Origin of the sequence: Cytobacillus dafuensis, from assembly GCF_007995155.1 — a bacterium.
GTDB lineage: Bacteria > Bacillota > Bacilli > Bacillales > Cytobacillaceae > Cytobacillus > Cytobacillus dafuensis.
The window spans coordinates 1,824,925-1,849,418 of record NZ_CP042593.1; the positions used below are offsets into that span (position 1 = coordinate 1,824,925).

Below are 24,494 nucleotides of genomic sequence, written 5' to 3' on the forward strand. Positions count from 1 at the left end.
AGGGGAACCGTTTTTATATTTTTTTTGTTTAAATTAAACAAGTAAATTTCAATCTTTTTCTATTAAAACCCAAATAGTTCTTGACATAGAATTCAAAGAATACTATATTAATATTATATCTTTTTGCTTTAACGCGAAAAAGCGTTTAAGTACGATAGCAGGATTTGATAAATTTTATTTTTTCAATGTAATATCCCTGCAAAGCAAATGAAAGGGTGGCTTCATGAAGCAGGAACAATTAAATTTTACTTTTAAGCCGATGGAGGCTTTACTTATTACAATAGTCCTTTTGGGTGGCATTGGCACAGCAATGATTTTTGGTGGTGTTGTGCCTCATATTCCCATTGTCATTTCAATTATGTTTTTACTAGGACTAGGTTTATTAAAGAAGGTGAGTATAAAGGAATTGGAGGAAGGTTTAACAGATGGTGCGAAATCTGGCCTCGGGGCAGTGCTTATCTTTTTCTTTATCGGTATGTTAATTAGCAGCTGGATGGCAAGCGGAACGATCCCCACTTTTATTTACCTTGCATTAGACGTAGTGAATGGGAAATTCTTTTATGCTATTGCCTTTGTTGTATCATCTATCATTGGTGTGAGTGTGGGGAGTTCACTTACAACAGCAGCGACGATTGGCGTTGCATTTATGAGTGTTTCGACAGCTCTCGGCTTGTCAGAAGCATTGACTGCAGGAGCTGTTATTTCAGGAGCCTTTTTTGGAGATAAAATGTCTCCACTTTCAGATACAACGAACCTTGCCTCAATGATTGTAAAGGTGGATTTATTTGAACATATTAAAAATATGGCATGGACTACTGGACCTGCTTTCATTATTTCTTTTATCCTTTTTGCCATTTTATCACCAGATGAAGCTGCATCTGATTTTTCTAAGATAGAAATTCTAAAGAATACTCTTATTGATCAGGGGTATGTTCATTGGTATTCACTTATCCCTTTTCTATTATTAACATATTTGGCTATAAAAAAAGTTTCTGCCATGATCACCCTATCAGCGAGTATTTTATCCGCGTTACTGATTGGTTTCTTTGTTCAAAAGGATTTTGGAATAAACAAAATGTTGAACCTATTATTTGATGGCTTTACATCAAATACTGGCGTAAAAGAGGTGGATTCACTTTTATCAAGGGGTGGAATGGAAAGTATGTTTTTTTCCATTTCATTAGTCCTGTTAGCTCTTTCTATGGGGGGACTGCTTTTTAAATTGGGAATTATCCCTTCATTACTAGAAGGAATGAAAAAGTTTTTGCAAAAGGTTCCAGCCTTGATTGCCTCCACTGCAGGAACGGCAATAGGAATCAACTTCCTTCTCGGAGAACAATATCTTTCAATATTATTGACAGGGAATACATTTCAAGAATCATATGATAAAGCAGGATTGCATCCGAAAAATCTTTCACGAGTATTAGAGGATGCGGGAACTGTTATTAACCCTCTAGTGCCTTGGGGAGTATGTGGTGTATTTTTGACAGGGGTTTTGGGAGTCGAAACAATTGATTATTTACCATACACATTTTTCTGTCTTCTATCGCCTATACTAACAATAGTTTATGGAATTACAGGCTTTACCATTACGAAAAAAGGAGAAAAAGCAGCTGTTTGATGGCTGCTTTTTCTCCTTTTTTTTTCGGCTAAATGAATTGATGAACGCTAAGTATTATTAATCCATGTGATTGCCACATTTTCTTATGTGTGAATGCTTGCATCAGCAAATGGCCTCTAATATAGTAAGAGTGTATTGAAATAATTGGGATTATAAGAAAATATCGCCTTCTAATGAACAGAAGTCGAAAATAGAAATAGGAGGATTACTTTATACATAATTCGACATCTACATAAGCCAATCAAATTTTCGAAAGGAGAATCTTGAATGAAAATAAGCAGTTTTTCAATAAATAGACCGATTTTCACTTTGGTTACTATGTTTTTAGTTCTTATATTAGGAATTGTTTCTCTCCTAAATATTCCAATGAAGCTTATTCCAGATATTAATCCTCCAGTGGGGGTTATTGTAACTTCCTATCCAGGGGCAAGTCCTGAGGAAGTAGTTGAGAAAGTGACGAAGCCTTTGGAGGCTAATCTTGCTACTCTACCAGGAATTAAAACAATGACTAGCTCTTCTCAAGAAAGTGCTAATCTCATTCTGCTGGAGTTTTCTTGGACGACGGACATTGATGAAATTCAAAACGAAGTAATTCAGCGGTTGGATCAAACTTCAATGCCTGATGGAGTGGAAAGACCGCGTTTCTTAAAATTTGATCCATCACAATTTCCGATCATTCAATTATCACTAAGTGGAGATGAGGACAAACAAGCATTAAGACAAATTGCAGATCAGCTGAAACTGGAGCTTACAAAGGTTAACGGCGTTGCAAGTGTAAACCTTTCGGGGACAGCTATTAAAGAGGTTCGTGTAGAGCTTGATCAAGACAAACTAAAGGATTACCAACTAAGTCAAGAGGATATCGTTAATATCATTCAAGCTCATAATGTTTCATTGCCTGGTGATGCCATTTTAACGAATGGAAAAGAGTTGACAACAAGAATTATAAGTACCATTGATTCGGTTGATACTCTAAAAAATTTAACTGTAACTGTTAACCCAGTTAATGGGGAGAAAATTTCTCTTCAAGATGTTAGTAGAGTTGAAATGGTGAATCAGGATGACAGAACCATTACAAGAACAAATCAATCACCCTCAGTTTTACTAAGTGTACTTCAACAATCTGATGCAAATACAGCAGAGGTCTCAAAGGAGTTTAAGTATCAATTGGATAAACTTCTAGAAAAAGAGAAATTCAAAGATATTGAGTATGATATTTTGTTTGATCAGGGTGATTATATCCAGCTTGCTATTGGGAATATTTCCAATTCTTTAATCCTTGGCGGTCTTTTTGCCATGGTTGTCCTTTTTTTCTTCCTAAGAAATGTGAAAAGTCCACTAATTATCGGAATCTCAATTCCATATTCTGTTATTTTTACATTTGTGTTAATGTACTTTTCTGATTTTACTCTTAATATCATGACTTTGGGCGGCCTTGCTCTCGGGATCGGAATGCTTGTTGATAATGCAATTGTTGTGATTGAAAATATAAATCGTCATTTAAATATGGGGAAGGATTCAAAAACAGCGGCTATAGACGGTACCAAGGAGGTTGGCACTGCGATAACAGCTTCAACATTAACAACAGTTGCTGTTTTCATACCTGTTGTCTTTATCACAGGTATTATTGGGGAGTTATTTACTGAATTCGCATTAACAATATCTTTTAGTTTATTTGCTTCATTAGTAGTTGCTCTAACGGTTGTTCCGATGCTTGCTAGCCGATTATTGAAGGCGCCGAGGAAAAACTTAGAAGAAAAAAGACAACAATCAAGATGGATGCTTTCACTTGAAAAATCAATAAAATGGTCATTACGTCACCGGGCTGCTGTTATTATCATCGCATTACTACTTCTTGGAGTCGGTGCATATGGATTAACGACAGTAGGTACACAATTTCTCCCTAATACGGACGAAGGATTCTTCACAATTCGAGTTGAATTAGAAAACGGATCTGCCTTAACTGAAACGGAAAAGGTTATTACTGCAATGGAGCAAAAGCTACAAGCTGAAGAGGACATCGAGACTTATGTCAGTCTTATTGGTACGACCCAGGAAGGTTCGTTTCGTGGATCAAAAAATGCTAATAGTGCAGAGATATATGTGAAAATGAAAGAGTTAGATAAAAGGGAAAGATCTACAATTGAATTTGTAGATGATGTTAAGAAGAAACTGGAAAGAACAGCTAAAAATACAAATCAAAGTGCAGAAGTTTCCTTTAATATGCATTCTTCTTCAGGGACTGCTCCAAATACTCTTACTTTTAGTGTAAGAGATACGGATAAGGGCAGATTGAATAAGCAAGTAGAAAAAATTTATCAGGAACTACAAAATATTGATGATGTAACAGAGTTGTCAACTGATCTAATCGATACTGTGGAAGAGATTCAGATTACAGTCGATCGGGATAAAGCATTCGAACACGGCCTTGCCCCAGCGCAGATCGCTATGATCGTGAATGATGTTACTCGTGGAAATAAGGCTACACAGTTGGTTGATGATCAATCAAATATTTATGGAGTTTTGGTAGAATATGATCAAACTGTTACGCAGAACCTTGAAAAACTAAAAACATTACTAATAAAAAAACCAGATGGTAGTTATATTTCTCTAGATCAAGTTACAAATATTGAACAAGGTGAAGGTCCAGTAAGAATTCAACGTATTAATCAACAAAATGCTGTGCAATTTACATTGAAATATAAATCAACCACAAATTTAGGAGCTATTTCTAAGGAAGTGGACGAAAAAATTGCAGATCTTAATTTACCAGATGATACAGAAATAGTTTTTAGTGGTGACCGAGAGCTATTAGAGTCATCTATTGATGATATGATTATGGCGTTTGTATTAGCGATTATTTTCATTTATCTCGTAATGGCGGCTCAATTTGAATCATTAAAATATCCATTTGTTATTATGATTACTGTTCCACTGATGGTAATTGGTGTTTCAATTGCTCTTACAGCAACAAGAACTCCAATAGGGATTACAGCGATTATAGGTATTATTGTCCTAGCAGGAATCGTGGTAAACAATGCAATTGTTATTGTAGACTATATCAATCAAAGGAAAGATAATGGTCTTAAAATATATGATGCGATTATTACATCAGTTAAAGACCGTGCTAGGCCAATTCTAATGACTGCTTTAACGACAATTCTAGGGCTTATTCCCCTTGCGCTTGGAATTGGGGAAGGAACAGAGATCAATCAGCCAATGGGAATTACAGTAATTGGAGGATTAATTAGTAGCACTTTCTTAACCTTATTTGTTATTCCGGTTGTATATAGTTTATTCGATAAAGATACACGAAGAATGAATAGAATGTATGCTACACCAGAGGGTCATTTGATACCAGCCTATTTATTAGAAGAACGTGTAGAATCAGTTAAAGAGGAAGATATTGAGAATCCAATGCCTCCAGCACAAGACTCTCGTAATTTCAGCAGAAATGAAATGGCTCAAATGCTCGAAGAACTGTTAAAACTTGTTAAAGACGATGATCAGGATAAGAATAATCACCATCCTTCAGATAAGTAGTCCATAGATATATTGAATCTTACCCCCTCTACATTTAGTGGGGGTTTTTTAATTTTAATAACTTTTTTTATATTCACCCCCAAAACCTCTGATTTTTATCCGTACAGATGTAATGAACAAAGCGGCCGCTTGTAAAAAATAACGAGGTGAAAAATTTGAAGTTTTTATCTAACAAAGAAATGAACAAAATCGCAAAAAGCACTTTAGCATTAGTTATTGCAGGAGGATTCACTTTTTCAACTACAATTGCTTCAGCAGAAGAAAATAATCAAGAAAAATATGAAACTGTCGATTTACAAAAAGTAGCTCCTTCGAGTACATCAACAGATGTATCAGCTAAAGTTGATTCTTCAGATGTGAAAGAATCATTAGTACAGCAAGAAGAAAGCGATAAAGAAGCACCATCTCTTGTGCCTGGAAGCTTTTTCTATTTTGCTAAAATTTCTTTAGAAAAAATAAAATTGGCTCTAACATTTGATCAAGAAAAGGAAGCAGAGCTATTAGCAAAATTTGCGTCAGAGCGTTTAGCGGAAGCGGAGGCCCTTTTTGCTGAAGGCAAAGAGGATGAAGCGATAAAAGTTATTAAAAAAGCCCTTGAAAATATGGAAGATGCGGATCAAATCGCTGATGAGAATAAAGATTCTAAGCAAGAAAATGAAGATGGAAATACTGAGGGATCATCTTCAAAAGATCAGGAAATTGCCGGTAATGATCAATCAAAAGATGAAGTCGCTGATGAAGAAAAAGATACTGAAGATAAAGATACTGAAGATAAGGATACTGATGAAGAAGCGATTGATGAGATAAACGAAATCATTTCTCAAAATATTATTGCTCTTAAGGCTGCAATGGAAAAAGTGAAAAATCCAGTCGCTAAAGCCGCATTACAAAAGAATATTGATAAGAGCTATGCTAAATTAGAAAAAAAGATAGAGAAATTGGATAAAAAGTATGGAAGCAATCAAGAGCCTGAAAAGGATGAAGACAAAGAAGATATTCCATCTTTGGATAATGAGAACTTAGATAAAACATCAACTGATTCGGAAGTTGATAATAAGGAAAAGAAGGAAACAAAAAGTGAAGTAAAAGAGGAAAAGAAAGAAAATAAAGAAAAGGCTGCTCAAGCTAGAGAAGAAAATAAGAAAGCAAGAGAAGCGGCAAAGGAAGAAGCTAAACAGGCAAAAGAGTTAGAAAAAGTCGAAACAAAGCAAGCAAAAGAAGCAGCAAAATTGCAGGAAAAGCAGCAACGAATTGAAGAAAAACAAGAACGTGAAGAAGCAAAACGTGAGTGGAAGGAATCAAAGAACACTGTAAAGCAGCAGAAAGAGATCCAAAAAGAGATCCAAAAAGAGATCCAAAAAGAGAAAAAAGCTCCTACTCATGATGAAAAACAAGTGAATCATGAAGAAAAAGGAAATAAAGATAACAAATAATTACCATCTAGAAAAATAGGAAAGAAAGCCTGTCATAGGCTTTCTTTCCAAAAAAATTAGCATACCCTTAAAAAATCTAACTAAATATCGTATGGTATAATGTGTTGGATGAAGAGGTGAGCAAATGCTAAGTTTTTTGTTTGTTGCAAAAAAGAGAAAAAAAACACTAGAAGAAACAGTTATTTTAATACAGCAGGGTGATTCTGCACTACAAAATGACCTAATCCAATCATACAAGCCATTTATTGCTAAAACCGTCTCTTCAGTATGCAAAAGATACATACATGAATCTGACGATGAATTTAGCATTGGCCTTATTGCTTTTAATGAAGCTATTCAAAAATACAGTCATGATAAAGGGAGCTCATTAATTAGCTTTGCTGAAGTAATTATTAAGAGAAGGGTTATTGATTATATACGAAAGCAAGTAAAATACCAGAATCTTAAATTAGACATTGATGTAAGTCAAGGTGATGAGGATCAAATTGCCACCACAATTGAAAACGAACTCTCCATAGAACAATATAATAAGAAGACAGAAGAAGAACTGCGCAGAGAAGAAATTCTTCAATTTACTGAATTACTCCGCCAATATAATTTATCCTTTTCAGATTTGATTGAACAATCGCCTAAGCATGCAGATGCTAGAAAAAATGCAATGAACATAGCTAGAATCATTTGTGAAAATGAAGAACTTAAACAGGTTTTACTTGAAAAGAAAAGACTTCCTATAAAACAGCTTGAAGACCATGTTTCGCTAAGCAGAAAGACGATAGAAAGAAATAGAAAGTACATAATTGCCATTTCCCTAATATTAATTAGCGATTATGTATATTTAAAGGATTATATCAAAGGGGTGCTGGAAACGTGAAAACAGGAATAATTATGGAAGTAAATGAACGTTTTTTGACGCTGATAACCCCAGATGGTGAATTTCTACGTGCTCGAAAGCTTGATAGAGATTATCGAATTGGGCAGGAAATTGATTTTTTTCCAATCAATCAAGAGGAAACAAAAAAGCAATCATTTTTTTCTATTTTCAATAGCTTTAAAGCAAAAACTGCTTTTGCAGCTGCTTTAATATTCATGTTAGTGAGTGTAACATTACTCCCTTTCTTCGGTAATAATAAGGTATACGCCTATATGTCAATCGATATTAACCCAAGTATTGAACTTGGTGTCAATAAAAAGTTCCAAGTCGTTGAAATCCTTCCATATAATGAAGATGGAAAAGAAATAGTTAATCAATTACATGATTGGAAAAAGAAAGATATCCATGAATTAACAAATGAAATTTTTCAAGAAATTAAAGCGCGCGGTTACACAAAAAATAATCATGAAATCGTGATTGGTACAGCTTATGAAAAAAAGGGTCAACAGAAAGAAGAAAATCAGCAGTGGGAGAAAGAAATTGCTGAAATTAGAAATGAATTAAAAAATGAAAACCTAGAATTAAAAATTGTTAATGGCTCAATTGAAGAAAGGAATAAAGCGAACGATATGGGGCTTACAATGGGCCTTTATAAAGAGAAAGAAAATAAAGAAAAAGAAATGCGATTAGAAAAAGAAAACAAAGTCAAGGAAGAAAAAGCAAAACAAAAAGTGTTGAAAAATGAAGTAAGCGATCAGCAGAGAGCGAACGAAATCAGGGAAAACGAAAAGCAAGAAGAGAAAGATAATAGAGAAATGCATAAGCAAACAGAGAAGGAAATTAGAGAAAAGGATAAGCAAATAGAGAAAGAAAATAGAGAAAGAGAAAAAAAAATTGAAACAGTAATTAGGGAAAGACATAAGCAAACAGAGAAGGAAAATAGAGAAAGTAAAAAGCAAATAGAGAATGAAAACAAAGAACGAAATAAGCAAATAGAGAAAGAAAATAAAGAAAGAGAAAAACAAATGGAAAAAGAAAATGATAAAAAGGAACAGCATATAGAAAAAGAAGGAATAGAAAAACAAAAAGAAATTAAAAAAGAAAATAAACAAATTGAAAAGCAAAAAATAAAGGAAGAAAAACAAAATCAAAAACAAAATCATCAAGATAATGACGATTAACGTAAGTTGAGATGAAAAAAAGTGCCGCATGAGGCACTTTTTTTCATTTATTTATTATTAATACCATTCATTTGTGCTTGCGCTTGCTTAACTAATCTCTTTGTAATTTCTCCGCCTACTGAACCATTGGCACGAGAGACAGTATCAGAACCTAAATGGACACCAAACTCTTGGGCAATTTCATATTTAACTTGATCTAGATATTGCTCTATTCCAGGAACTAATAGCTTATTTGTGCTATTTGCCATTTTTTTCATCTCCAATCAATTTTATAACAGAGGATATTTTTCTCTGTAAATGTAGTATGATTAAAAATGGCCATTTAATAAGTGGAAATATTTTTCCTTAAGCAGCATTTTTAACATATGCTTAACGAAAAAAAGCTTATATGTCTTTCATAAAGTAGAGATTTTCATTATGATAGAGGATATGAAAAAAATGAAGGGAATTGTAATTCATGTGGAGAAAGGTAAGAGTCAGATTAGGTAAATTATCTCCGGCTCAAGTAATTACAAGTTATTATTTACTTGCAGTAACGGTTTCAGTATTGCTTTTAAGCATACCTTACGTACATAAGCCAGGAGTGGAAATTGATTTTATTGATACTGTATTTACTGCTGTTAGCGCTGTGAGTGTTACAGGTTTGACAGTAGTTGATATATCACAAACATATAGTATATTTGGTTATTTTGTTATTATGGCCATATTGCAATTTGGTGGTCTTGGAATTATGGCGCTTGGTACCTTTTTTTGGATGTTATTTGGCAGAAAAATTGGCCTGAGAAGCCGCCGTCTAATTATGGCTGATCATAATCAAATCACATTATCCGGACTAGTTCATTTGATTAGAGAAATTATTAAAATTATGCTGCTTATTGAGTTGGTTGGTGCACTCATCTTAGGTTTTCATTTTTTGAAATATTATCCAACATGGGAAGAAGCATTTCTTCATGGATTATTTGCTTCTGTTAGTGCGACAACAAACGCTGGAATGGATATTAGAGGAGCATCCCTTGTTCCATTTGCTGGTGATTATTTTGTCCAATTAATTAATATTATATTAATCATACTAGGAGCTATTGGTTTCCCTGTCTTAATTGAAGTTAAGGAATATTTATTTAGAAAGAAAACTGATATGGAGGAAGTCCAATTTCGCTTTTCTTTGTTTACAAAAATAACAACCATCACATATGCTGGTCTCCTTATCTTAGGGACAGTGCTAATTTTGATATTAGAATTTCAGCATTATTTTAAAGGAATGACATGGCATAAAAGCTTTTTCTACGCATTTTTTCAATCAGCATCAACAAGAAGTGCTGGACTTTCAACTATGGATATCAGTGAATTTTCAATGCCAACATTATTGGTTTTGAGTATTCTCATGTTTATCGGTGCCTCTCCAAGTTCTGTAGGAGGTGGTATTCGTACAACAACTTTTGCTTTAAACATATTATTTATTTATCACTTTGCTAAAGGAAATCGTGATATCAAAATTTTTAATAGAGAGCTTCATCAAGATGATATTTTAAAATCATTAGCTATTACGCTTTTGGCTATCGTGATGTGTTTTACCTCTGTAGTCCTATTATGCATTTCTGACGGTCAGCATGATCTTATTGCCATAGTCCTTGAGGTTTGCTCTGCTTTTGGTACTACAGGCTTATCAATGGGGATCACACCAGATCTTAGTGTTTTTGGAAAATGTATATTAATGATTTTGATGTTTATCGGCAGAATCGGATTAACTTCCTTCTTGTTTATTATTGGAGGAAAAGAAAAGAAAGCAAATTATCATTATCCAAAAGAACGAGTGATTACAGGATAAGTATTACGATACAATAGTTTTTATTAATGAAATCATAATATCAAAAAATCCGGGATCGAAGTGGCGATTCCGGATTTTTTGATTAGAACTTCCATCAATTCTAATTTCTAACCTCTAATTTTTGAAAAATGCTTCTTAATCAGTTCCTTTACTAACATCATGTGTAGGGTGCATAAAAGGGCTTGCTTGTGGACGTTTTTTTTGTTCCAATAATTCTTTGTTCTCAGTTGTATTCCAGCCAATATCATTAGTCGGATGCACCCATTCATCACCTGACATAATGGATGGATCAGTTTCATCACTCCAATTTTCCAATGGGGAATTTTCAGAAGCGTAGAAGCTGTCACCAATTACGACTCCTTGAGAGTTTTCGAAAGGTGGCTTCATTTGAATACCTGTTCCCTTGAAGCTTGGAGCTTCAATTTGATGTGGAAGGGTTTCATCTATTCCTAATTTTGTTAACTTAACTTCCTTTTTCTTTTTCAAATGTGTTCCTTCCTTTCTATGTGGCTTGTCAAAATATACTACTAGGTTTTGTTTTAAGACTCATTTTATGAGTATGATCAATTTAAATTTTTAGGAAGAGTAATGAATGAATAAATAATGCTAGTGGGTAGAAAATAAGATGGAATCATTTCTTTAGGAGGATGCAAAAAATGGCTAAGAGAAAAGCCCAATTTGATGCAGTAGAAAAATATACAAAAACCCCGAAGAAGAATTTACAGGAAACGGAATTCTCTGCAGAATTTAGTCAAGGAGAAAATCCGATGAAAGGGGCAAACCGTAATTCTAAGCAGGGAAGAAAGGGGAGATCTAAATGAAAAAAAATAAAAACATGAAGGCAAAAGAAACGGCAAATCTTGAAATAGGAATGGAATTTGGAGACATAAATGCGAGTAAGCAATACGAGGTTCCATTTATGAATGAGGATAAAGGAAAGAGGAAGAATAAAAAATAAAAAAACCGGCTTCTTTGCCGGTTTTATTTATTCACTCCATTTGTCATCTGCCGAGAAAATAGCTGTTTTTTCATTTGAGGGATCAAAATAGATTAGGATGGTTGTATCCTTTTTTTCGATCTCTCCGGTAGTCAGGTATTTATCCAAATTAAATGAAAGCTTTTCAATTAATGTGTGTTTGTATAATTCCTTTTCATTAAGCTCTAGTTTTAGAAACTCAGGACCCAATCGTGAAGGGTTTTTTAAGATATTCTGATAGATAGAAGACCTTTGTGATTTTTCATAACTAGAAGAGGATCCCCACCATGGCTTTCTTGGCTTATATTTTTGCCTAGAAAGATAATCATACTTCATTAGTCCTTCAGCAATATTTAAGCTGGCAATATTTTTATCTTGAAGAAATTCATAAAGGCGTTTGAATAGATCCTCTAATTGGTGGCCAATTCTTGACCAGCCTTTTTCTTCCCAAAAGCTGCCGAAATCCTGAAAGAAATCAAATGGAGATGGGAATGTTTCTGTTACAAGATATTCGATGGTAAAATCCATTCGATGATCATTCCAATATTTTTCTAGAACATCCTCAACTTGTTTTATACGGATAATATCATCGAATGAAAGTACATTATTCCCCAGCATTTCGTATGGTGAATGGTCCATATAAATGTATTTATGTTGTTCAGCCCGTAAGCGAAGTCCTGTTCCTCTCAAAAGCTTTAGGAAGCCAAGCTGCAGCTCTTCAGGTCTCATAGCAAATACATCATTGAATGTCTTTCTAAAGGAATGATAATCTTCTTCAGGAAGTCCAGCGATTAGATCGAGATGCTGATCGATTTTCCCTCCATTTTTCACCATTGTGACTGTTCGAGTAAGCTTTTCGAAGTTCTGTTTTCTCATTACCAGCTCATTCGTGTAATCATTTGTAGATTGAACTCCAATTTCGAATCGGAATAAGCCAGCAGGGGCTTCATTATTTAAAAACTCAATAACCTCTGGCCGCATAATATCAGCGGTAATCTCAAATTGGAATACAGTACCTGGCAAATGTTCATCAATAAGAAATTGAAACATTTCCATGGCATAGCTTCTGCTAATATTAAATGTACGGTCGACAAACTTAATGGTTTTCGCTCCATTTTGCATTAAATAGCGAATATCCTCTTTAATTTTTTCCCGATCAAAGTATCGGACGCCTACTTCAATAGATGAAAGGCAGAACTGGCAGCTAAAAGGGCAGCCGCGGCTAGTCTCGATATAAGTAACCCGCTTTGAAAGGTGAGGAATATCCTCTTCAAATCTGAAAGGAGAAGGCAGCTCACGAAGATCCAGCTTGTTGCGCTGAGGATTTATTTTTATTTGGCTATCTTCGCGAAAAGCAATGCCATGAACATTTTCCAGCTTTAATTCTCCGCTAAGCTCAGTAAGCAATTGCTTGAATGTTTCTTCCCCTTCGCCAATAACAATAAAGTCAAAATCTTTGACCTTTTCCATCCATTCTAAAACATCGTAAGATACCTCAGGTCCTCCTACTATGATTTGGATAGCTGGGTTTATCTTTTTGATCATATTGATCACTTTAATCGTTTCTTCCATATTCCAGATATAACAGCTAAAACCAATCACATCAGGCTTTTTTTGTATTAAATCTGTCACAATATTCATAACAGGATCTTTAATCGTATATTCGGTAAGTTCAATATCAAAATCTGGCTTGGCATAAGCTTTTAAATAACGAATCGCAATATTTGTATGAATATATTTAGCATTCAATGTCGAGCAAATAATCTTCATTTTTGAAACTCCTTTAAGAGTAATGAAACAACAACATACTATTATAACGTATTGTTGACCAAATTGATAGAAGAGAAACCATGCAACACGATGCAAAACAAAGTGAAATCTTCCTTTAATTGATTATTAAGAAAAATTAGAATAAAATAAAGAATATTCAAAAATATCAACGAGAAGAAATTTATATAGGGAGAAGGTTGCCATATGAAAGTAAGCCTATTTGCTACGTGTTTAGTCGATATGTTCCAAAGTAAGGTTGGAAAAGCAACTGTGGAAGTATTAGAACGGCTTGGATGCGAGATTGATTTTCCAGAATCACAGGTTTGCTGTGGCCAGCCTAGCTTTAATAGCGGCTATGTAAAGGAATCAATGGAAGCGATGAAGAGAATGATTGAGGCTTTCAAAGATTCAGAGTATGTCGTTGCACCATCAGGATCGTGCGCTTATATGTTACATGAATATCCCCAAATTTTCAAAGGAGACCCGATATGGGAACAAAAGGCGAAGGCACTTTCAGAAAAAACATATGAATTAACACAATTTATCGTTGATGTCATGAAAGTTGAAGATGTTGGAGCACGATTAGAAGGGAGAGCTACCTTCCATACCTCCTGTCATATGACGAGATTATTAGGGGTGAAAGAGGCACCAATGAAACTATTAAGTCATGTAGAAGGGCTTGAATTCACTGAACTGCCTGGTAAGCATTATTGCTGTGGGTTTGGAGGAACATTCTCTGTGAAAATGGCACAAATATCTGAGCAAATGGTAGATGAAAAGGTTCATCATGTAGAAGAAACGAAGGCCGATTTCTTAATAGGTGCTGATGGAGGTTGCCTAATGAACATTGGGGGACGTATCGATCGGAAAGAAAAACCTATTAAAGTAATGCATATTGCTGAAGTGCTAAATAGCCGTTAAGAAGGATGAAAACTAAATTTTTTCATAAAGGGGGTCAAAATGGTGGCTATGAAAATAGGCAATGATCATTTTAATGAGAGAGTCGATGCTGGAATTAACAATGCCTTTATGAGAGGAGCTGTTTCTTTAGGTCAAGAAAGGCTTCAAACTAGGCGGCTTTTGGCTGCTGAGGAGCTAGGAAACTGGGAGGAATGGCGCTCACTTGGAGAAGAAATCAGGCAGCATGTTCTTGATAACTTAGATTTCTATTTATTTCAGTTAAGTGAGAATGTGACGAATAGAGGTGGACATGTATTTTTTGCGGAAACAACAGAAGAAGCAAGACAATATATTCGAGATGTTATTGAAAAGAAAAACGCGCACAAGATCGTGAAATCAAAGTCAATGGTTACCGAAGAAATTCATTTAAATGCCTGCCTAGAGGAAATAGGTTGTGAAGTGATAGAAACCGATTTAGGAGAATACATTTTACAGCTTGATGATCATGATCCACCTTCCCATATAGTTGCCCCTGCAATTCATAAGAATAAAGAGCAAATTAGGGATGTTTTCTCAAAAAAATTAAGCTATGAAAAAACAGAGAAACCAGAAGAATTAGCAGCACATGCCCGGAAAATGCTTCGGAAGGAGTTTTTGGCAGCTGATGTAGGGATTACAGGCTGCAATTTTGCAGTAGCGGAAACAGGTTCAATTACATTAGTAACAAATGAAGGGAATGCAGATCTTGTGACAGCTCTGCCGAAAACGCAAATTACTGTTATGGGGATGGAAAGACTTGTTCCAACATTTGAGGAAATGGAAGTTCTCGTAAGCTTATTAACAAGGAGTGCGGTTGGTCAAAAGCTTACAAGCTATATCACAGTTTTGACTGGACCTAGGTGTGAAGGGGAAATAGATGGTCCTGAAGATTTTCATCTAGTAATCGTGGATAATGGACGGTCTAAAATACTTGGTGGTGAATTTCATTCCATTCTGCAATGCATTCGATGTGCAGCTTGTGTGAATGTTTGTCCAGTATACCGTCATGTTGGCGGACATTCTTATGGATCTATTTACTCTGGGCCTATCGGAGCGGTGTTATCTCCATTATTAGGAGGGTATGAAGATTATAAGGAGCTACCTTATGCCTCGACATTATGTGGCGCCTGTACAGAGGCATGCCCTGTGAAAATTCCATTACACGAGCTACTTCATAAACACCGACAAGTAATCGTCGAGCGGGAGGGAAAAGCGCCAATCTCAGAAAAAATGGCTATGAAAGCCTTTGGCCTTGGGGCAGCATCAGCATCAATATATAAAATTGGATCAAAGCTTGCACCAACTGCGATGAATCCCTTTACTGTTGGAGATAAAATTTCTAAAGGACCAGGTCCGCTAAAGGCTTGGACGGAAATTCGCGACTTTCCAGCGCCAAATAAAGAAAGATTTCGAGACTGGTTTAATAATCGCGATAAAGGGGGGAAATAAGCAGTGAGTGGGGAAGTTCAAAACAGAGATGTATTCCTTCATAAAATTGCTCAACGTTTAGGGAGAAATCAAGTGGCTAAAGCTGTAGAAAGGCCAATATGGAGCTTTCATCCACAGGATACAGTCTTAAAGGGTGCAAGCACAGATGAATTACTTGAGGTACTAATAAAGCAATGTAAAAGCATTCACACAGACATTTTTGTTACCAATAAAACAGGGTTATCAGAAGTATTAAATAATATTGTAATTGAGTTTGGCGGAGGATCGATTGTAAGAGGGAAGGACCCTCGATTTGAAGAATATGGACTTTCACCTCTTTTTAATCAAATTTGGCCGAATGAAAATATCGACATTTATGAGTGGGACTCCACTAAAGATGATGTGAATATCAAAAATGCAGAGAAGGCAAGCATAGGGATAACTATTAGTGACATTACTTTAGCCGAATCAGGAACATCAGTCCTTTTCAGTAGTAAGGATAGAGGAAGAAGCATTAATTTCTTACCTTTAGCGTCAGTTATAATTATTCCAAAAAGCTCTACTGTCCCTCGTATGACTCAGGCAGCTAGACTCATAAGGGACAAAATAAAAAAAGGTGAGCATCTTTCCTCCTGCATAAATTTCATTACAGGTCCAAGCAACTCGGCAGATATTGAAATGAACTTAGTTGTCGGAGTACATGGGCCAGTGAAAGCTGCTTATGTCGTTGTAGAGGATGTATAAAGTAATTTAAATAAAAAAGTAGATTAAGAATCTACTTGGAAAATAGAGTTATGGCTAAACTTTATATTCGTAATAAGGCTCTTCTTGTTCAGTATCTTCAAACCATTTTGTCCCTTTATATGTAAAACCGATTTTTTCTAGTATTTTTAATGAACCTTTATTTTGAGGATCAGCAGATGCGGTAATCAAGCGAACTTTACCATGGTTTTTGGCAAGAACTAAACAAGCATTTGCTGCTTCTGTGGCAAAACCCTTTCCCCAAGATTTCTTACTAAAATGATAAATTAATTCAACATTGTCTAAAGGACCTGTGATGTTAAAACCTGCAGCCCCAATAATTTCATTAGCTTCTTTGTCTAATACAGCATATACAGAAAGAGCGTTTGCATAATGGCATTTGCGATAGCCATTCATTACTTGAAGTAAAACATTATGTGGGGAAGATCCATTACATAGGGTCATAACTTCTTCATCACCCCAAAACTCTTTAACGGAATCCAGATGAATGTCATCAAAAACACATAAACATAGACGTTTAGTTTCATATATTATTTCCATTCATTCACCTACTCATAAATAATAGTCATTTTAAATATATCCCAAAATATAACAAGAATACAATGGGGATTTTTTGTGTAGACCATGTTTATTAGACTGAGGATTTGAAAAAAGAAAAAAAGAAGCTGGACTTGAATGGGCTTCTTTGTCCAGAGAAGATTTGTGTGCGGCAATATATGAGTTGAAGGTATTTACTTTATTTTTGAAAAGGTGTTTTTTTATTCTTTTTACATGTTGAATTAGTAATTCCAAAATATGAACCAATAAAAATAGCTATCCAAACGACTAATTCCATATAATCAACTCCAAAATTTTTATTAATAATATATTCAAAAAGATAATAAAAGATTTATACATTTGACTCAAACTTTGAAGGAAAGGTGGTGAAATTAAAAAAGTCATCTATGAATATAAACACTAGTACCAACCGGAACTTTAGAAGATAAATCTAGAACATCTTGATTAAACATTCTAATACATCCATGTGAGACATCCTTTCCAATTGATGCTGGGTTATTTGTTCCGTGTATACCGTAATGAGGTTGTGACAATCCCATCCACAGCACACCAAATGGTCCGCCGGGATTAGGTTGTTTATTGATGATTTTGTATGTCCCTGAAGGTGTTGGTGATAGTATTTTTCCTACTGCAATGGGGTAAGTTTTTATTAGCCTATTTCCATCAAAAAGCTTTAATTGATGTTTTGAAGTAGATACGTCAATCCATCTCGCCATGAAGATCAACTCCATATTTTTGATCATTGTATGATGAATACTGGCAATTGTTAATGACAGGGATTGATAATATAGTTGGTGCATGATTGGACAAATTATTGTAATAAATACTTAGAAAAACTCATCGAAAAGGATGAGAACAAAGACTTTTTTACGAATTCTTAAATAAAGAGCTGGTGGGTAAATCTAAAGAGTTTTGCAAATAGAAAAAGACCCTTACTCAATGAGTAAGGGCTTTTAAGCTTCAAATGCAAATAGCTTAAGTTCTTCAGAATCATTAGGGAGCTGAATCAGTCGTTCAAACTGTAATCCCACTTTTTCAAGCAGTTTGGCAGAAGCGTGATTGTCTTGAGCGGTGATCGCCACAATGCGATTTAACCCCAGAGTATCTTTTGCATATGCCATTACAGAAGAGGCTGCTTCATAGGCATATCCTTTTCCCCAATACTTTGGCAGAAAGGCATATCCAAGATCGACATCTTCCAATGTATCTCTTTTTACAAGACCACAGATTCCAATCGGAACATGATCTTCCTTTCGCTCCACCAAATAGAAACAGAATCCGAATTGTTCATACGAGCGAACCGCTCCATTCAAAATATAAGCCCGTGCGTCTTCAAGAGTTCTCACACCGCGATCGCCTATAAATTGCAGCCATGAGGGGTCATTTAAAAGCTCTAAAATAAATGCTGCATCATCAGTTGTTTGTAAGCGTAGGATAAGTCTTTCAGTTTCAAGAATTTTCAAAGGAAATCCACCAGCCTTTCAGGATTTTATTATTGCTAGAAATCCTATTTTTCATATGCTTCATTTTATCTTAAACTTTAAGGATAGTGAAGTACTTTCAGGAAGGTTATCAAAGCGTCAGTCTTGTACGTTGTTTATTGTTGGGGAATTGAAAGAAGCTAAGGTGGTATGGAGATACATAGGACAAGGAAACAGATTTTGTATTTAGTTTCATAAAAAAAGACCTATTTTTTAGGTCCAATGCTTGAAGAATTTTGTTTTTTAAGAATATGAAAAATTAATTCCAGTTGGCAAGCAATGATAGCAAGAATTCCAAAAATCGCTCCTATTAGAATACCAGGCAGTCCAAAAAGAAATAAACCCAATAGTACACCTGAAATTAAACAAATTAAATAGAGCATTATGTCACCTCAATACTATCCTAACTTAAATAGTAAATATTGGATAGCATTAAATGTAAATTATTGGTGGAGTAATAATGTTCAATTGAATTATTATGTTTCTCCAAAAATATGACTTACAGGCGGGTTCGTGGAGTTATTAGGAGAAATTAACAAAATTGTTGCAGGAATTTGCTTAAATCTCCCGAATTATGTATGTAAAAAGGAGATGAGGCAATGGAGCAAGTTATTGAAAAATGGATTTGCTCGAATTGCAGCATAGAGATAACAGATGAGAATGAATTTATAGATAATAACGGTGTTTGTGATGAATGTTATAGTATCCCAATAAAGAAGAAACTTAAATTAATCATTTGATGGAACATGTCTTCTTTTATCGAATAGTAAGGTGGAAGGAGATCTTTTCGTGATTAAAAAATGCATACTGATTTTAATATTATTTACGTTTTTACCTGTTTCCGTAATAAGTAATTAGCATCCATCGGGGTGCTTTTTCTTTTGCCCAAAACAACTCAAATATCGGAGGTGGCAGGTGATGTAGATAGGAACATTTGTTTCGGAATTAAAAAAGTCGCCAATCCTTATTTACCAAGGAATTGACGACTTTCTATTTTGACGTCCCAGATAGGAATCGAACCTACGACCTACAGCTTAGGAGGCTGTCGCTCTATCCTACTGAGCTACTGGGACATTACATTAGATTTTCATTATAAACCCAATTTTCCAGTGCAGTCAATTGTTTCGAATGAAAAGGGGCGAACGGACATGCCAATCGCCCTTAGCTTTAGTTTAATAGCTTTTTTCTATAATACTTAAAAATAGTAGCTGCTCTTCTCTGCAAATTTTTGAGCTTTGATGTACTTAATTCGATTAACGGCTGTGCAAATGGAATGGTCATTTTGCTCGATAATAGCAAGGTGAGAACTAAAGAGATTCCTGCTAGCAAAAGAAAGTTTTTTGGCTCAGTAAAATAGTTTTGTATATTGCTTTCCCTAAAAAGACGTACAAAGAACCCATGAAGTAAATAAACATAAAGAGTATTCTTACCTACAGTTGTAAAGAAATATTGTTTCCTTGGAACAAGAGAGAAAAAACTAAAGACCATTATTAGGCTTAATATATAGAAGGCAAGCCGTGCAAAAACTGCCGCAATGGAATCTACCCCCATCTCTGAATAGGGTTTCGATCCAAGGAGCCATTCATGATTCATATCCGGAAATAAATAAAAACCAGTAAAAACGATAATAAAAATGGATATTGAAGCAATCTTTGCTTTAGGTAACACGATTAAAGAAAAATGCTCTTTCTTTAAATAGTAGCCAATTAAAAAAAGCGGGAAAAACACAAAAGTTCTTGATAAGCTTAAAAATTCAGTAATCCAATCAGCATATCCAACAATTAATCCAATAGCAAAAGCGACAATGATTGAGATGATGGGCTTTATTTTTGTAAATAGAATAAGCATTATATTCCAGGAAAATAAACTAATCAAAAACCATAAGGACCAATGTGGTGTTAGTGGATCAACCTCAATAGACGACTCATTGTATAGAAAATAATAAAAAAATGAATATATAACCTGAAATATGATATAAGGAAGGATTAACTTTTTCGATATTTTCGCTATATAACCTTGCTTATTAAAGCCTTTAGCAAAAAAGCCTGATATTAAAATAAATGCAGGCATATGAAAGGTGTAAATCAGCTTATATAATGTATAAACAGTCTCATTTTCTGAAATATAAGACCGTAGAAAATGTCCAAATACAACTAAAAAAATTAAAATAAATTTTGCGTTATCAAAATAATATTCACGCTTTTGCATGTCTTCCTCCTCTTTTTAGACCCCCTAAAAAGATTTTTTTATTATACACCCACCCTATCATGAATAAAACCAATAAATACATGTGAATGAAAGGATGAATTTCCAAAAAAAGCAATTAGTATACTTTATCTTACTGTTATAATACATAAAAACATCTGTTATATAATTGTGTATGCGTTTTCAGAGTTTATTTAATTGGGTTTTAGAAAGAAATATAATTCTGTTCCAATCATAAATGATGAAATGTTTGACTTTTGTCACAGCAGTTAATAAACCTTTCAAATACAATAACTTTTAGGGGGAATGTAAACACAATTAGAAAGCTTTTTTCAAATTAGCAAAAGACATGAAGAATATTGGGAGGGTGAATATGTCAATTTTACCTAAGAAAAATGAACTTGGATTTTTTGAAATTAGACTGGAGTCAATTGGTGGACTAGGTGCCAATTTGGCTGGGAAAATGCTGGCGGAAGCTGGTGTATTAGGGCTTGGCCTAAACGGATCAAACTTTTCTTCCTATGGATCTGAAAAAAAAGGTTCTCCTGTGAAAAGCTTTATCCGCTTTTGTGATAATGATGTAGAAATACGCGCACATAGCCCAATCGAGCAGCCTCATGTGATCGGTGTTTTTCACGAAGCATTATATAAAACTGTCGATGTAGTTAGCGGCCTTATGCCGGATGGAATTCTATTAGTCAATTCAATTAGGAGTTTTGATGATATTAAAAAAGATTTGAAATTAGAATATGGCACGTTAGCAATCGTTGATGCATTGCAAATTGCTGTCGAAGAGAAAACAAAAGTAAATACAGCTATGCTCGGGGCGTTATTCCGGATTTGTGACTTCCTTGACCCAGAATCAATGAAGAATGTAATCCGCAGCACATTTGAAAAGAAATATCCACATCTAGTAGAACCAAATATTAGAACCTTTGAACGTGGATATAACGAAGTTCAATTTAAAACATATGAAACACCTGAAGATGCCATTGGAAAGGAATTTTCGCGTCCATTGCCACTACTAGGATATGAAACCCAGGAAATTGGCGGCGTTATTACTGCTCAGGCAAATAGCATTTTGAAGGATCTTAGCGGTTCGAGACAAGGGTTTCTTCCTAAGTTCGAACAAGAACAATGTATTAACTGTGCAGCATGTGATACCGTTTGTCCAGATTATTGTTTTGTATGGGAAGAAGGAGAAGACAAACGGGGAAGAAAGCAAATGTTCCTAAAAGGAATAGATTATCAATACTGCAAAGGCTGTTTGAAGTGTGTTGAAGCTTGTCCAACGGCTGCATTAAGTGAATTGCGAGAATCCATTGGCTATGCTGAATCACACTGGGTCAAACAAAGCTTTCCTTATATAGTAGGAGGTATTTCATAATGGCAATGGTGGAAGAAGAACTAAAAGTATTAAAAAGCGCAGAGCAGCTGACAACTTTTGAAAGCGGCAACGAAATGGCGGCAATGGCTGCTGCACAAATAAATTATCATATCATGGGCTATTTCCCTATAACGCCTTCAACAGAAGTTGCTCAATATTTAGATCAAATGAAAGCAAGAGGAGAACATAATATTAAGTTAATCCCAGCAGATGGGGAACACGGATCTGCAGGAATTTGTTATGGTGCTGCTGCAACTGGTGCAAGGGTCTTTAATGCAACGAGTGCAAATGGACTCATGTACATGATTGAGCAGCTTCCCGTTCAATCTGGAACACGTTTCCCAATGGTCATGAACCTAGTTACCCGTTCTATCAGTGGACCATTAGATATTCGTGGAGATCATTCTGATTTGTATTTTGCATTAAATACCGGTTGGGTTATATTGACAGCACGAACACCGCAAGCCGTGTATGACATGAATATTATGGCGTTGAAAATTGCGGAGCATGCAAAAGTTCGATTGCCTGTAATGGTTGCTTATGATGGCTTCTTTACATCTCATCAAAAAAGAAAGGTAAAATATTTCAAGGATCGTGAAATTGTTCAGCAATTTGTTGGTGAATGTCCGACTGATTATCATTTTGCAAGGGACCCGAAAAGGCCTGTAACAATAGGCGCACATATGAATGGCGAAGATTTAATAAATAATCATTACCAACAATCAGAAGCGATGTATGCTGCAGGTGAAGTCTTTAAGGAAGTAGCAGCGGAATACTCGAAAATTTCTGGCCGTGAATATCCTGTACTTGATCTATATAAAATGGAAGATGCTGAGGTTGCTTTATTCTTATTGAATTCTGCTGCAGAAACAGCTAAGGATGTCGTGGACCAACTTAGAGAACAAGGGATAAAAGCTGGTGTCATTAGTCCAAATATAATCCGGCCATTCCCTGCTCAAGAAATCCGTGAAGCATTAAAGAATGTAAATGCATTGCTTATTGGTGAAAGAGCAGATTCTTATGGTGGAAACGGCCCAAATCTAACTCATGAAGTAAAGTCGGTATTACAAGATGATAAAGAGAATAAAACAATCGTTTTGAGCAGAGTGTTTGGTCTTGGCGGGAAGGACTTTTATGCAGATGATGCAGAACATTTCTTTCACGAAGCAATAGATGCAATGAAAAAAGGATATGCAAATAGGCCATTTGATTATTATGGTCATGTGCCGGGAAACAAAGATCAGGCATTGAAGCCCGTCATTTCTCCCCAGCATGGAGATGTATATAATTCTGGCTTAATCCATGTAGAGAAGGATCCGGAAACAAAAAAATTAAAGGTGAAGATTCCACCATTGCGTTCCCTAACTACAAAACCAAAGCGTTTAGCTTCTGGACATGGAGCATGCCCTGGGTGTGGTATTTTTACTGGGCTTGAGTTATTTTTTAAAGGAATTGAAGGAGATGTCGTTATACTATTCCAAACTGGATGTGCATATGTAACAACTACTTCATATCCTTATTCCTCACATAAACAAACAATGATTCATAATTTGTTCCAAAATGGAGCTGCTACACTATCTGGAACAGTTGAAGCCTTTTTTGAATTAAAGGAACGTGGAGAAATCGATGTCTCTGACGATGCTACATTTGTTATGATCACAGGCGACGGTGGAATGGATATCGGTATGGGCTCAAGTATAGGAACGGCTTTAAGGAATCACAAACTAATTATGCTTGAGTATGATAATGAAGGATATATGAATACAGGGTCACAATTGTCCTATTCTACTCCAAAAGGTCATATGACTAGTACTAGTAATGTTGGACGTGCGCAAAAGGGAAAATCATTTCATCATAAGGATACTGCACAAATAATGGCTTCAACGAATATTCCGTACGTTTTTACTGGAGCAGAGGCTTTCCCACAGGATTTAATAAAAAAAGCTGCGAAAGCGCAGTGGTATGCACATAATGTAGGAACAGTATATGGGAAGATTCTTATTACCTGTCCATTAAACTGGAAATCAGAGGATCGGTATGGTGAGAAAATTATTGAGGCTGCTGTAAATACATGCTTCTTCCCACTCTACGAGGTTGAGGAAGGTTTAACAACGATCACTTATAATCCAGTTGAGAAAAAGAAGAAAGTCGCACTGCCTGAATGGCTGAAATATATGGGGAAGACAAAACATTTGTTAAAAGAAGAAAATCGTGAAATGCTTACAGAATTAGAAGAAGAAATCGAAAATCGTTGGCAGCGTCTGCTTGCCAAGCATGAGAATCCATATTTGTAAGTAAATTTCTTTCATTTTTCTTAGAGTATGATTAAATAATGTTTCATTTTTTTAAAAGAGCAAAGTGCAATATTTGTACTTTGCTCTTTTTTATTTTATTAGGCAGTTTTAAAGTTTAGTGATGATAATGCTATTTTGTTGTTGATTGGAGCGGAAGGCGCGAGACTCCTGCAGCGGAAATCAACAGGGAATATTATCATAGCCTTTTATTAAAAAATGG

At 35.2% G+C, this 24,494-nt stretch carries 21 protein-coding genes and 1 tRNA gene; 14 read left to right on the forward strand and 8 right to left on the reverse strand.

What is annotated here, in order from left to right:
- Positions 1-223: 223 nt before the first annotated feature.
- The 5 genes from nhaC to FSZ17_RS08655 all read left to right on the forward strand — a co-directional run bounded on the left by nhaC (position 224) and on the right by FSZ17_RS08655 (position 8,649).
- The gene (gene nhaC, locus FSZ17_RS08635; protein ID WP_057774068.1) at positions 224-1,621 is read left to right on the forward strand and encodes a Na+/H+ antiporter NhaC; all 1,398 of its coding nucleotides are present in this window, start codon (positions 224-226) and stop codon (positions 1,619-1,621) included.
- 267 nt (positions 1,622-1,888) lie between these two features.
- Positions 1,889-5,164: an efflux RND transporter permease subunit gene (locus tag FSZ17_RS08640; RefSeq protein ID WP_057774065.1), complete on the forward strand. Its 3,276-nt coding sequence runs from the start codon at positions 1,889-1,891 to the stop codon at positions 5,162-5,164.
- A 155-nt stretch (positions 5,165-5,319) separates the two neighbouring features.
- A complete protein-coding gene (locus tag FSZ17_RS08645) occupies positions 5,320-6,597 on the forward strand; it encodes a DUF5667 domain-containing protein (protein ID WP_057774063.1) in 1,278 nt (425 codons plus the stop codon).
- 124 nt (positions 6,598-6,721) lie between these two features.
- A complete protein-coding gene (sigI, locus tag FSZ17_RS08650) occupies positions 6,722-7,468 on the forward strand; it encodes an RNA polymerase sigma factor SigI (RefSeq protein WP_057774062.1) in 747 nt (248 codons plus the stop codon).
- Positions 7,465-8,649 (forward strand): anti-sigma factor domain-containing protein, encoded by a 1,185-nt coding sequence (locus tag FSZ17_RS08655; RefSeq protein WP_057774060.1) that lies wholly within the window; start codon positions 7,465-7,467, stop codon positions 8,647-8,649. The genes sigI and FSZ17_RS08655 overlap by 4 nt, the downstream gene beginning before the upstream one ends.
- A 47-nt stretch (positions 8,650-8,696) precedes the next feature.
- Here the strand turns inward: FSZ17_RS08655 and FSZ17_RS08660 are convergent, their stop codons facing one another.
- Positions 8,697-8,897, reverse strand: coding sequence for an alpha/beta-type small acid-soluble spore protein (locus FSZ17_RS08660; protein WP_057774058.1), 201 nt, complete (start codon positions 8,895-8,897; stop codon positions 8,697-8,699).
- A 209-nt stretch (positions 8,898-9,106) separates the two neighbouring features.
- Here FSZ17_RS08660 and FSZ17_RS08665 point away from each other — a divergent pair, with 209 nt between their 5' ends.
- Entirely contained in the window at positions 9,107-10,474 is a 1,368-nt protein-coding gene (locus tag FSZ17_RS08665) for a TrkH family potassium uptake protein (RefSeq protein WP_057774055.1), read from the forward strand.
- Between the two features lie 135 nt (positions 10,475-10,609).
- Here FSZ17_RS08665 and FSZ17_RS08670 read toward each other — a convergent pair whose 3' ends face one another.
- A complete protein-coding gene (locus FSZ17_RS08670; protein ID WP_057774053.1) occupies positions 10,610-10,960 on the reverse strand; it encodes a DUF3905 domain-containing protein in 351 nt (116 codons plus the stop codon).
- A 170-nt stretch (positions 10,961-11,130) separates the two neighbouring features.
- On the opposite strand from FSZ17_RS08670, the gene FSZ17_RS23330 reads away from it, so the two are divergent.
- Together FSZ17_RS23330 and FSZ17_RS23335 are read left to right on the forward strand one after the other, a co-directional pair.
- The gene (locus FSZ17_RS23330; RefSeq protein ID WP_185150680.1) at positions 11,131-11,295 is read left to right on the forward strand and encodes a hypothetical protein; all 165 of its coding nucleotides are present in this window, start codon (positions 11,131-11,133) and stop codon (positions 11,293-11,295) included.
- Positions 11,292-11,432: a hypothetical protein gene (locus FSZ17_RS23335; RefSeq protein WP_185150681.1), complete on the forward strand. Its 141-nt coding sequence runs from the start codon at positions 11,292-11,294 to the stop codon at positions 11,430-11,432. Before FSZ17_RS23330 ends, FSZ17_RS23335 begins: the two co-directional genes overlap by 4 nt.
- Before the next feature lie 27 nt (positions 11,433-11,459).
- On the opposite strand, the gene FSZ17_RS08675 is transcribed toward FSZ17_RS23335, so the two are convergent.
- The gene (locus FSZ17_RS08675; protein ID WP_057774051.1) at positions 11,460-13,220 is read right to left on the reverse strand and encodes a B12-binding domain-containing radical SAM protein; all 1,761 of its coding nucleotides are present in this window, start codon (positions 13,218-13,220) and stop codon (positions 11,460-11,462) included.
- 204 nt (positions 13,221-13,424) lie between these two features.
- Between FSZ17_RS08675 and FSZ17_RS08680 the strand changes: the two genes are divergently transcribed.
- Genes FSZ17_RS08680 through FSZ17_RS08690 form a run of 3 tightly spaced genes read left to right on the forward strand, consistent with a single transcriptional unit; the run spans position 13,425 to position 16,331 of the window.
- On the forward strand, positions 13,425-14,141 hold the full coding sequence (locus FSZ17_RS08680; RefSeq protein ID WP_057774049.1) for a (Fe-S)-binding protein: 717 nt from the start codon (positions 13,425-13,427) through the stop codon (positions 14,139-14,141).
- Positions 14,142-14,183: 42 nt separating this feature from the next.
- Positions 14,184-15,608 (forward strand): LutB/LldF family L-lactate oxidation iron-sulfur protein, encoded by a 1,425-nt coding sequence (locus FSZ17_RS08685; RefSeq protein WP_057774812.1) that lies wholly within the window; start codon positions 14,184-14,186, stop codon positions 15,606-15,608.
- A gap of 3 nt (positions 15,609-15,611) precedes the next feature.
- A complete protein-coding gene (locus FSZ17_RS08690; protein ID WP_057774048.1) occupies positions 15,612-16,331 on the forward strand; it encodes a LutC/YkgG family protein in 720 nt (239 codons plus the stop codon).
- A gap of 54 nt (positions 16,332-16,385) precedes the next feature.
- Here FSZ17_RS08690 and FSZ17_RS08695 read toward each other — a convergent pair whose 3' ends face one another.
- The 3 genes from FSZ17_RS08695 to FSZ17_RS08705 form a co-directional block, all read right to left on the reverse strand.
- The gene (locus tag FSZ17_RS08695) at positions 16,386-16,889 is read right to left on the reverse strand and encodes a GNAT family N-acetyltransferase (protein WP_057774045.1); all 504 of its coding nucleotides are present in this window, start codon (positions 16,887-16,889) and stop codon (positions 16,386-16,388) included.
- A gap of 398 nt (positions 16,890-17,287) precedes the next feature.
- Positions 17,288-17,623 carry a L,D-transpeptidase gene (locus FSZ17_RS08700; protein WP_057774044.1) on the reverse strand — a complete coding sequence of 112 codons (336 nt, stop codon included), beginning with the start codon at positions 17,621-17,623 and terminating at the stop codon, positions 17,288-17,290.
- Positions 17,624-17,860: 237 nt separating this feature from the next.
- Positions 17,861-18,370, reverse strand: coding sequence for a GNAT family N-acetyltransferase (locus tag FSZ17_RS08705; protein WP_057774042.1), 510 nt, complete (start codon positions 18,368-18,370; stop codon positions 17,861-17,863).
- A 617-nt stretch (positions 18,371-18,987) separates the two neighbouring features.
- Between FSZ17_RS08705 and FSZ17_RS23340 the strand changes: the two genes are divergently transcribed.
- The gene (locus tag FSZ17_RS23340) at positions 18,988-19,128 is read left to right on the forward strand and encodes a hypothetical protein (RefSeq protein WP_156416252.1); all 141 of its coding nucleotides are present in this window, start codon (positions 18,988-18,990) and stop codon (positions 19,126-19,128) included.
- Positions 19,129-19,387: 259 nt separating this feature from the next.
- Here the strand turns inward: FSZ17_RS23340 and FSZ17_RS08710 are convergent.
- Both FSZ17_RS08710 and FSZ17_RS08715 read right to left on the reverse strand, forming a co-directional pair.
- A tRNA-Arg gene (locus FSZ17_RS08710) sits at positions 19,388-19,461 on the reverse strand.
- Positions 19,462-19,555: 94 nt separating this feature from the next.
- A complete protein-coding gene (locus tag FSZ17_RS08715; protein WP_057774041.1) occupies positions 19,556-20,596 on the reverse strand; it encodes an acyltransferase family protein in 1,041 nt (346 codons plus the stop codon).
- 370 nt (positions 20,597-20,966) lie between these two features.
- Here FSZ17_RS08715 and FSZ17_RS08720 point away from each other — a divergent pair, with 370 nt between their 5' ends.
- Entirely contained in the window at positions 20,967-21,980 is a 1,014-nt protein-coding gene (locus FSZ17_RS08720) for a 2-oxoacid:acceptor oxidoreductase family protein (RefSeq protein ID WP_057774038.1), read from the forward strand.
- Entirely contained in the window at positions 21,980-24,274 is a 2,295-nt protein-coding gene (locus FSZ17_RS08725; protein WP_057774036.1) for a thiamine pyrophosphate-dependent enzyme, read from the forward strand. The genes FSZ17_RS08720 and FSZ17_RS08725 overlap by 1 nt, the downstream gene beginning before the upstream one ends.
- Positions 24,275-24,494 lie beyond the last annotated feature (220 nt).

Excerpts from the sequence above, each read along its gene's own strand:
- FSZ17_RS08720 (WP_057774038.1), top strand. The coding sequence starts at position 20,967 with ATGTCAATTTTACCTAAGAAAAATGAACTTGGATTTTTTGAAATTAGA.
- FSZ17_RS08700 (WP_057774044.1), bottom strand. The coding sequence starts at position 17,623 with ATGGCGAGATGGATTGACGTATCTACTTCAAAACATCAATTAAAGCTT.
- nhaC (WP_057774068.1), top strand. The coding sequence starts at position 224 with ATGAAGCAGGAACAATTAAATTTTACTTTTAAGCCGATGGAGGCTTTA.
- FSZ17_RS23340 (WP_156416252.1), top strand. The coding sequence starts at position 18,988 with ATGGAGCAAGTTATTGAAAAATGGATTTGCTCGAATTGCAGCATAGAG.
- FSZ17_RS23335 (WP_185150681.1), top strand. The coding sequence starts at position 11,292 with ATGAAAAAAAATAAAAACATGAAGGCAAAAGAAACGGCAAATCTTGAA.
- FSZ17_RS23330 (WP_185150680.1), top strand. The coding sequence starts at position 11,131 with ATGGCTAAGAGAAAAGCCCAATTTGATGCAGTAGAAAAATATACAAAA.
- FSZ17_RS08725 (WP_057774036.1), top strand. The coding sequence starts at position 21,980 with ATGGCAATGGTGGAAGAAGAACTAAAAGTATTAAAAAGCGCAGAGCAG.
- FSZ17_RS08640 (WP_057774065.1), top strand. The coding sequence starts at position 1,889 with ATGAAAATAAGCAGTTTTTCAATAAATAGACCGATTTTCACTTTGGTT.
- FSZ17_RS08660 (WP_057774058.1), bottom strand. The coding sequence starts at position 8,897 with ATGGCAAATAGCACAAATAAGCTATTAGTTCCTGGAATAGAGCAATAT.
- sigI (WP_057774062.1), top strand. The coding sequence starts at position 6,722 with ATGCTAAGTTTTTTGTTTGTTGCAAAAAAGAGAAAAAAAACACTAGAA.
- FSZ17_RS08665 (WP_057774055.1), top strand. The coding sequence starts at position 9,107 with ATGTGGAGAAAGGTAAGAGTCAGATTAGGTAAATTATCTCCGGCTCAA.
- FSZ17_RS08675 (WP_057774051.1), bottom strand. The coding sequence starts at position 13,220 with ATGAAGATTATTTGCTCGACATTGAATGCTAAATATATTCATACAAAT.
- FSZ17_RS08680 (WP_057774049.1), top strand. The coding sequence starts at position 13,425 with ATGAAAGTAAGCCTATTTGCTACGTGTTTAGTCGATATGTTCCAAAGT.
- FSZ17_RS08695 (WP_057774045.1), bottom strand. The coding sequence starts at position 16,889 with ATGGAAATAATATATGAAACTAAACGTCTATGTTTATGTGTTTTTGAT.
- FSZ17_RS08715 (WP_057774041.1), bottom strand. The coding sequence starts at position 20,596 with ATGCAAAAGCGTGAATATTATTTTGATAACGCAAAATTTATTTTAATT.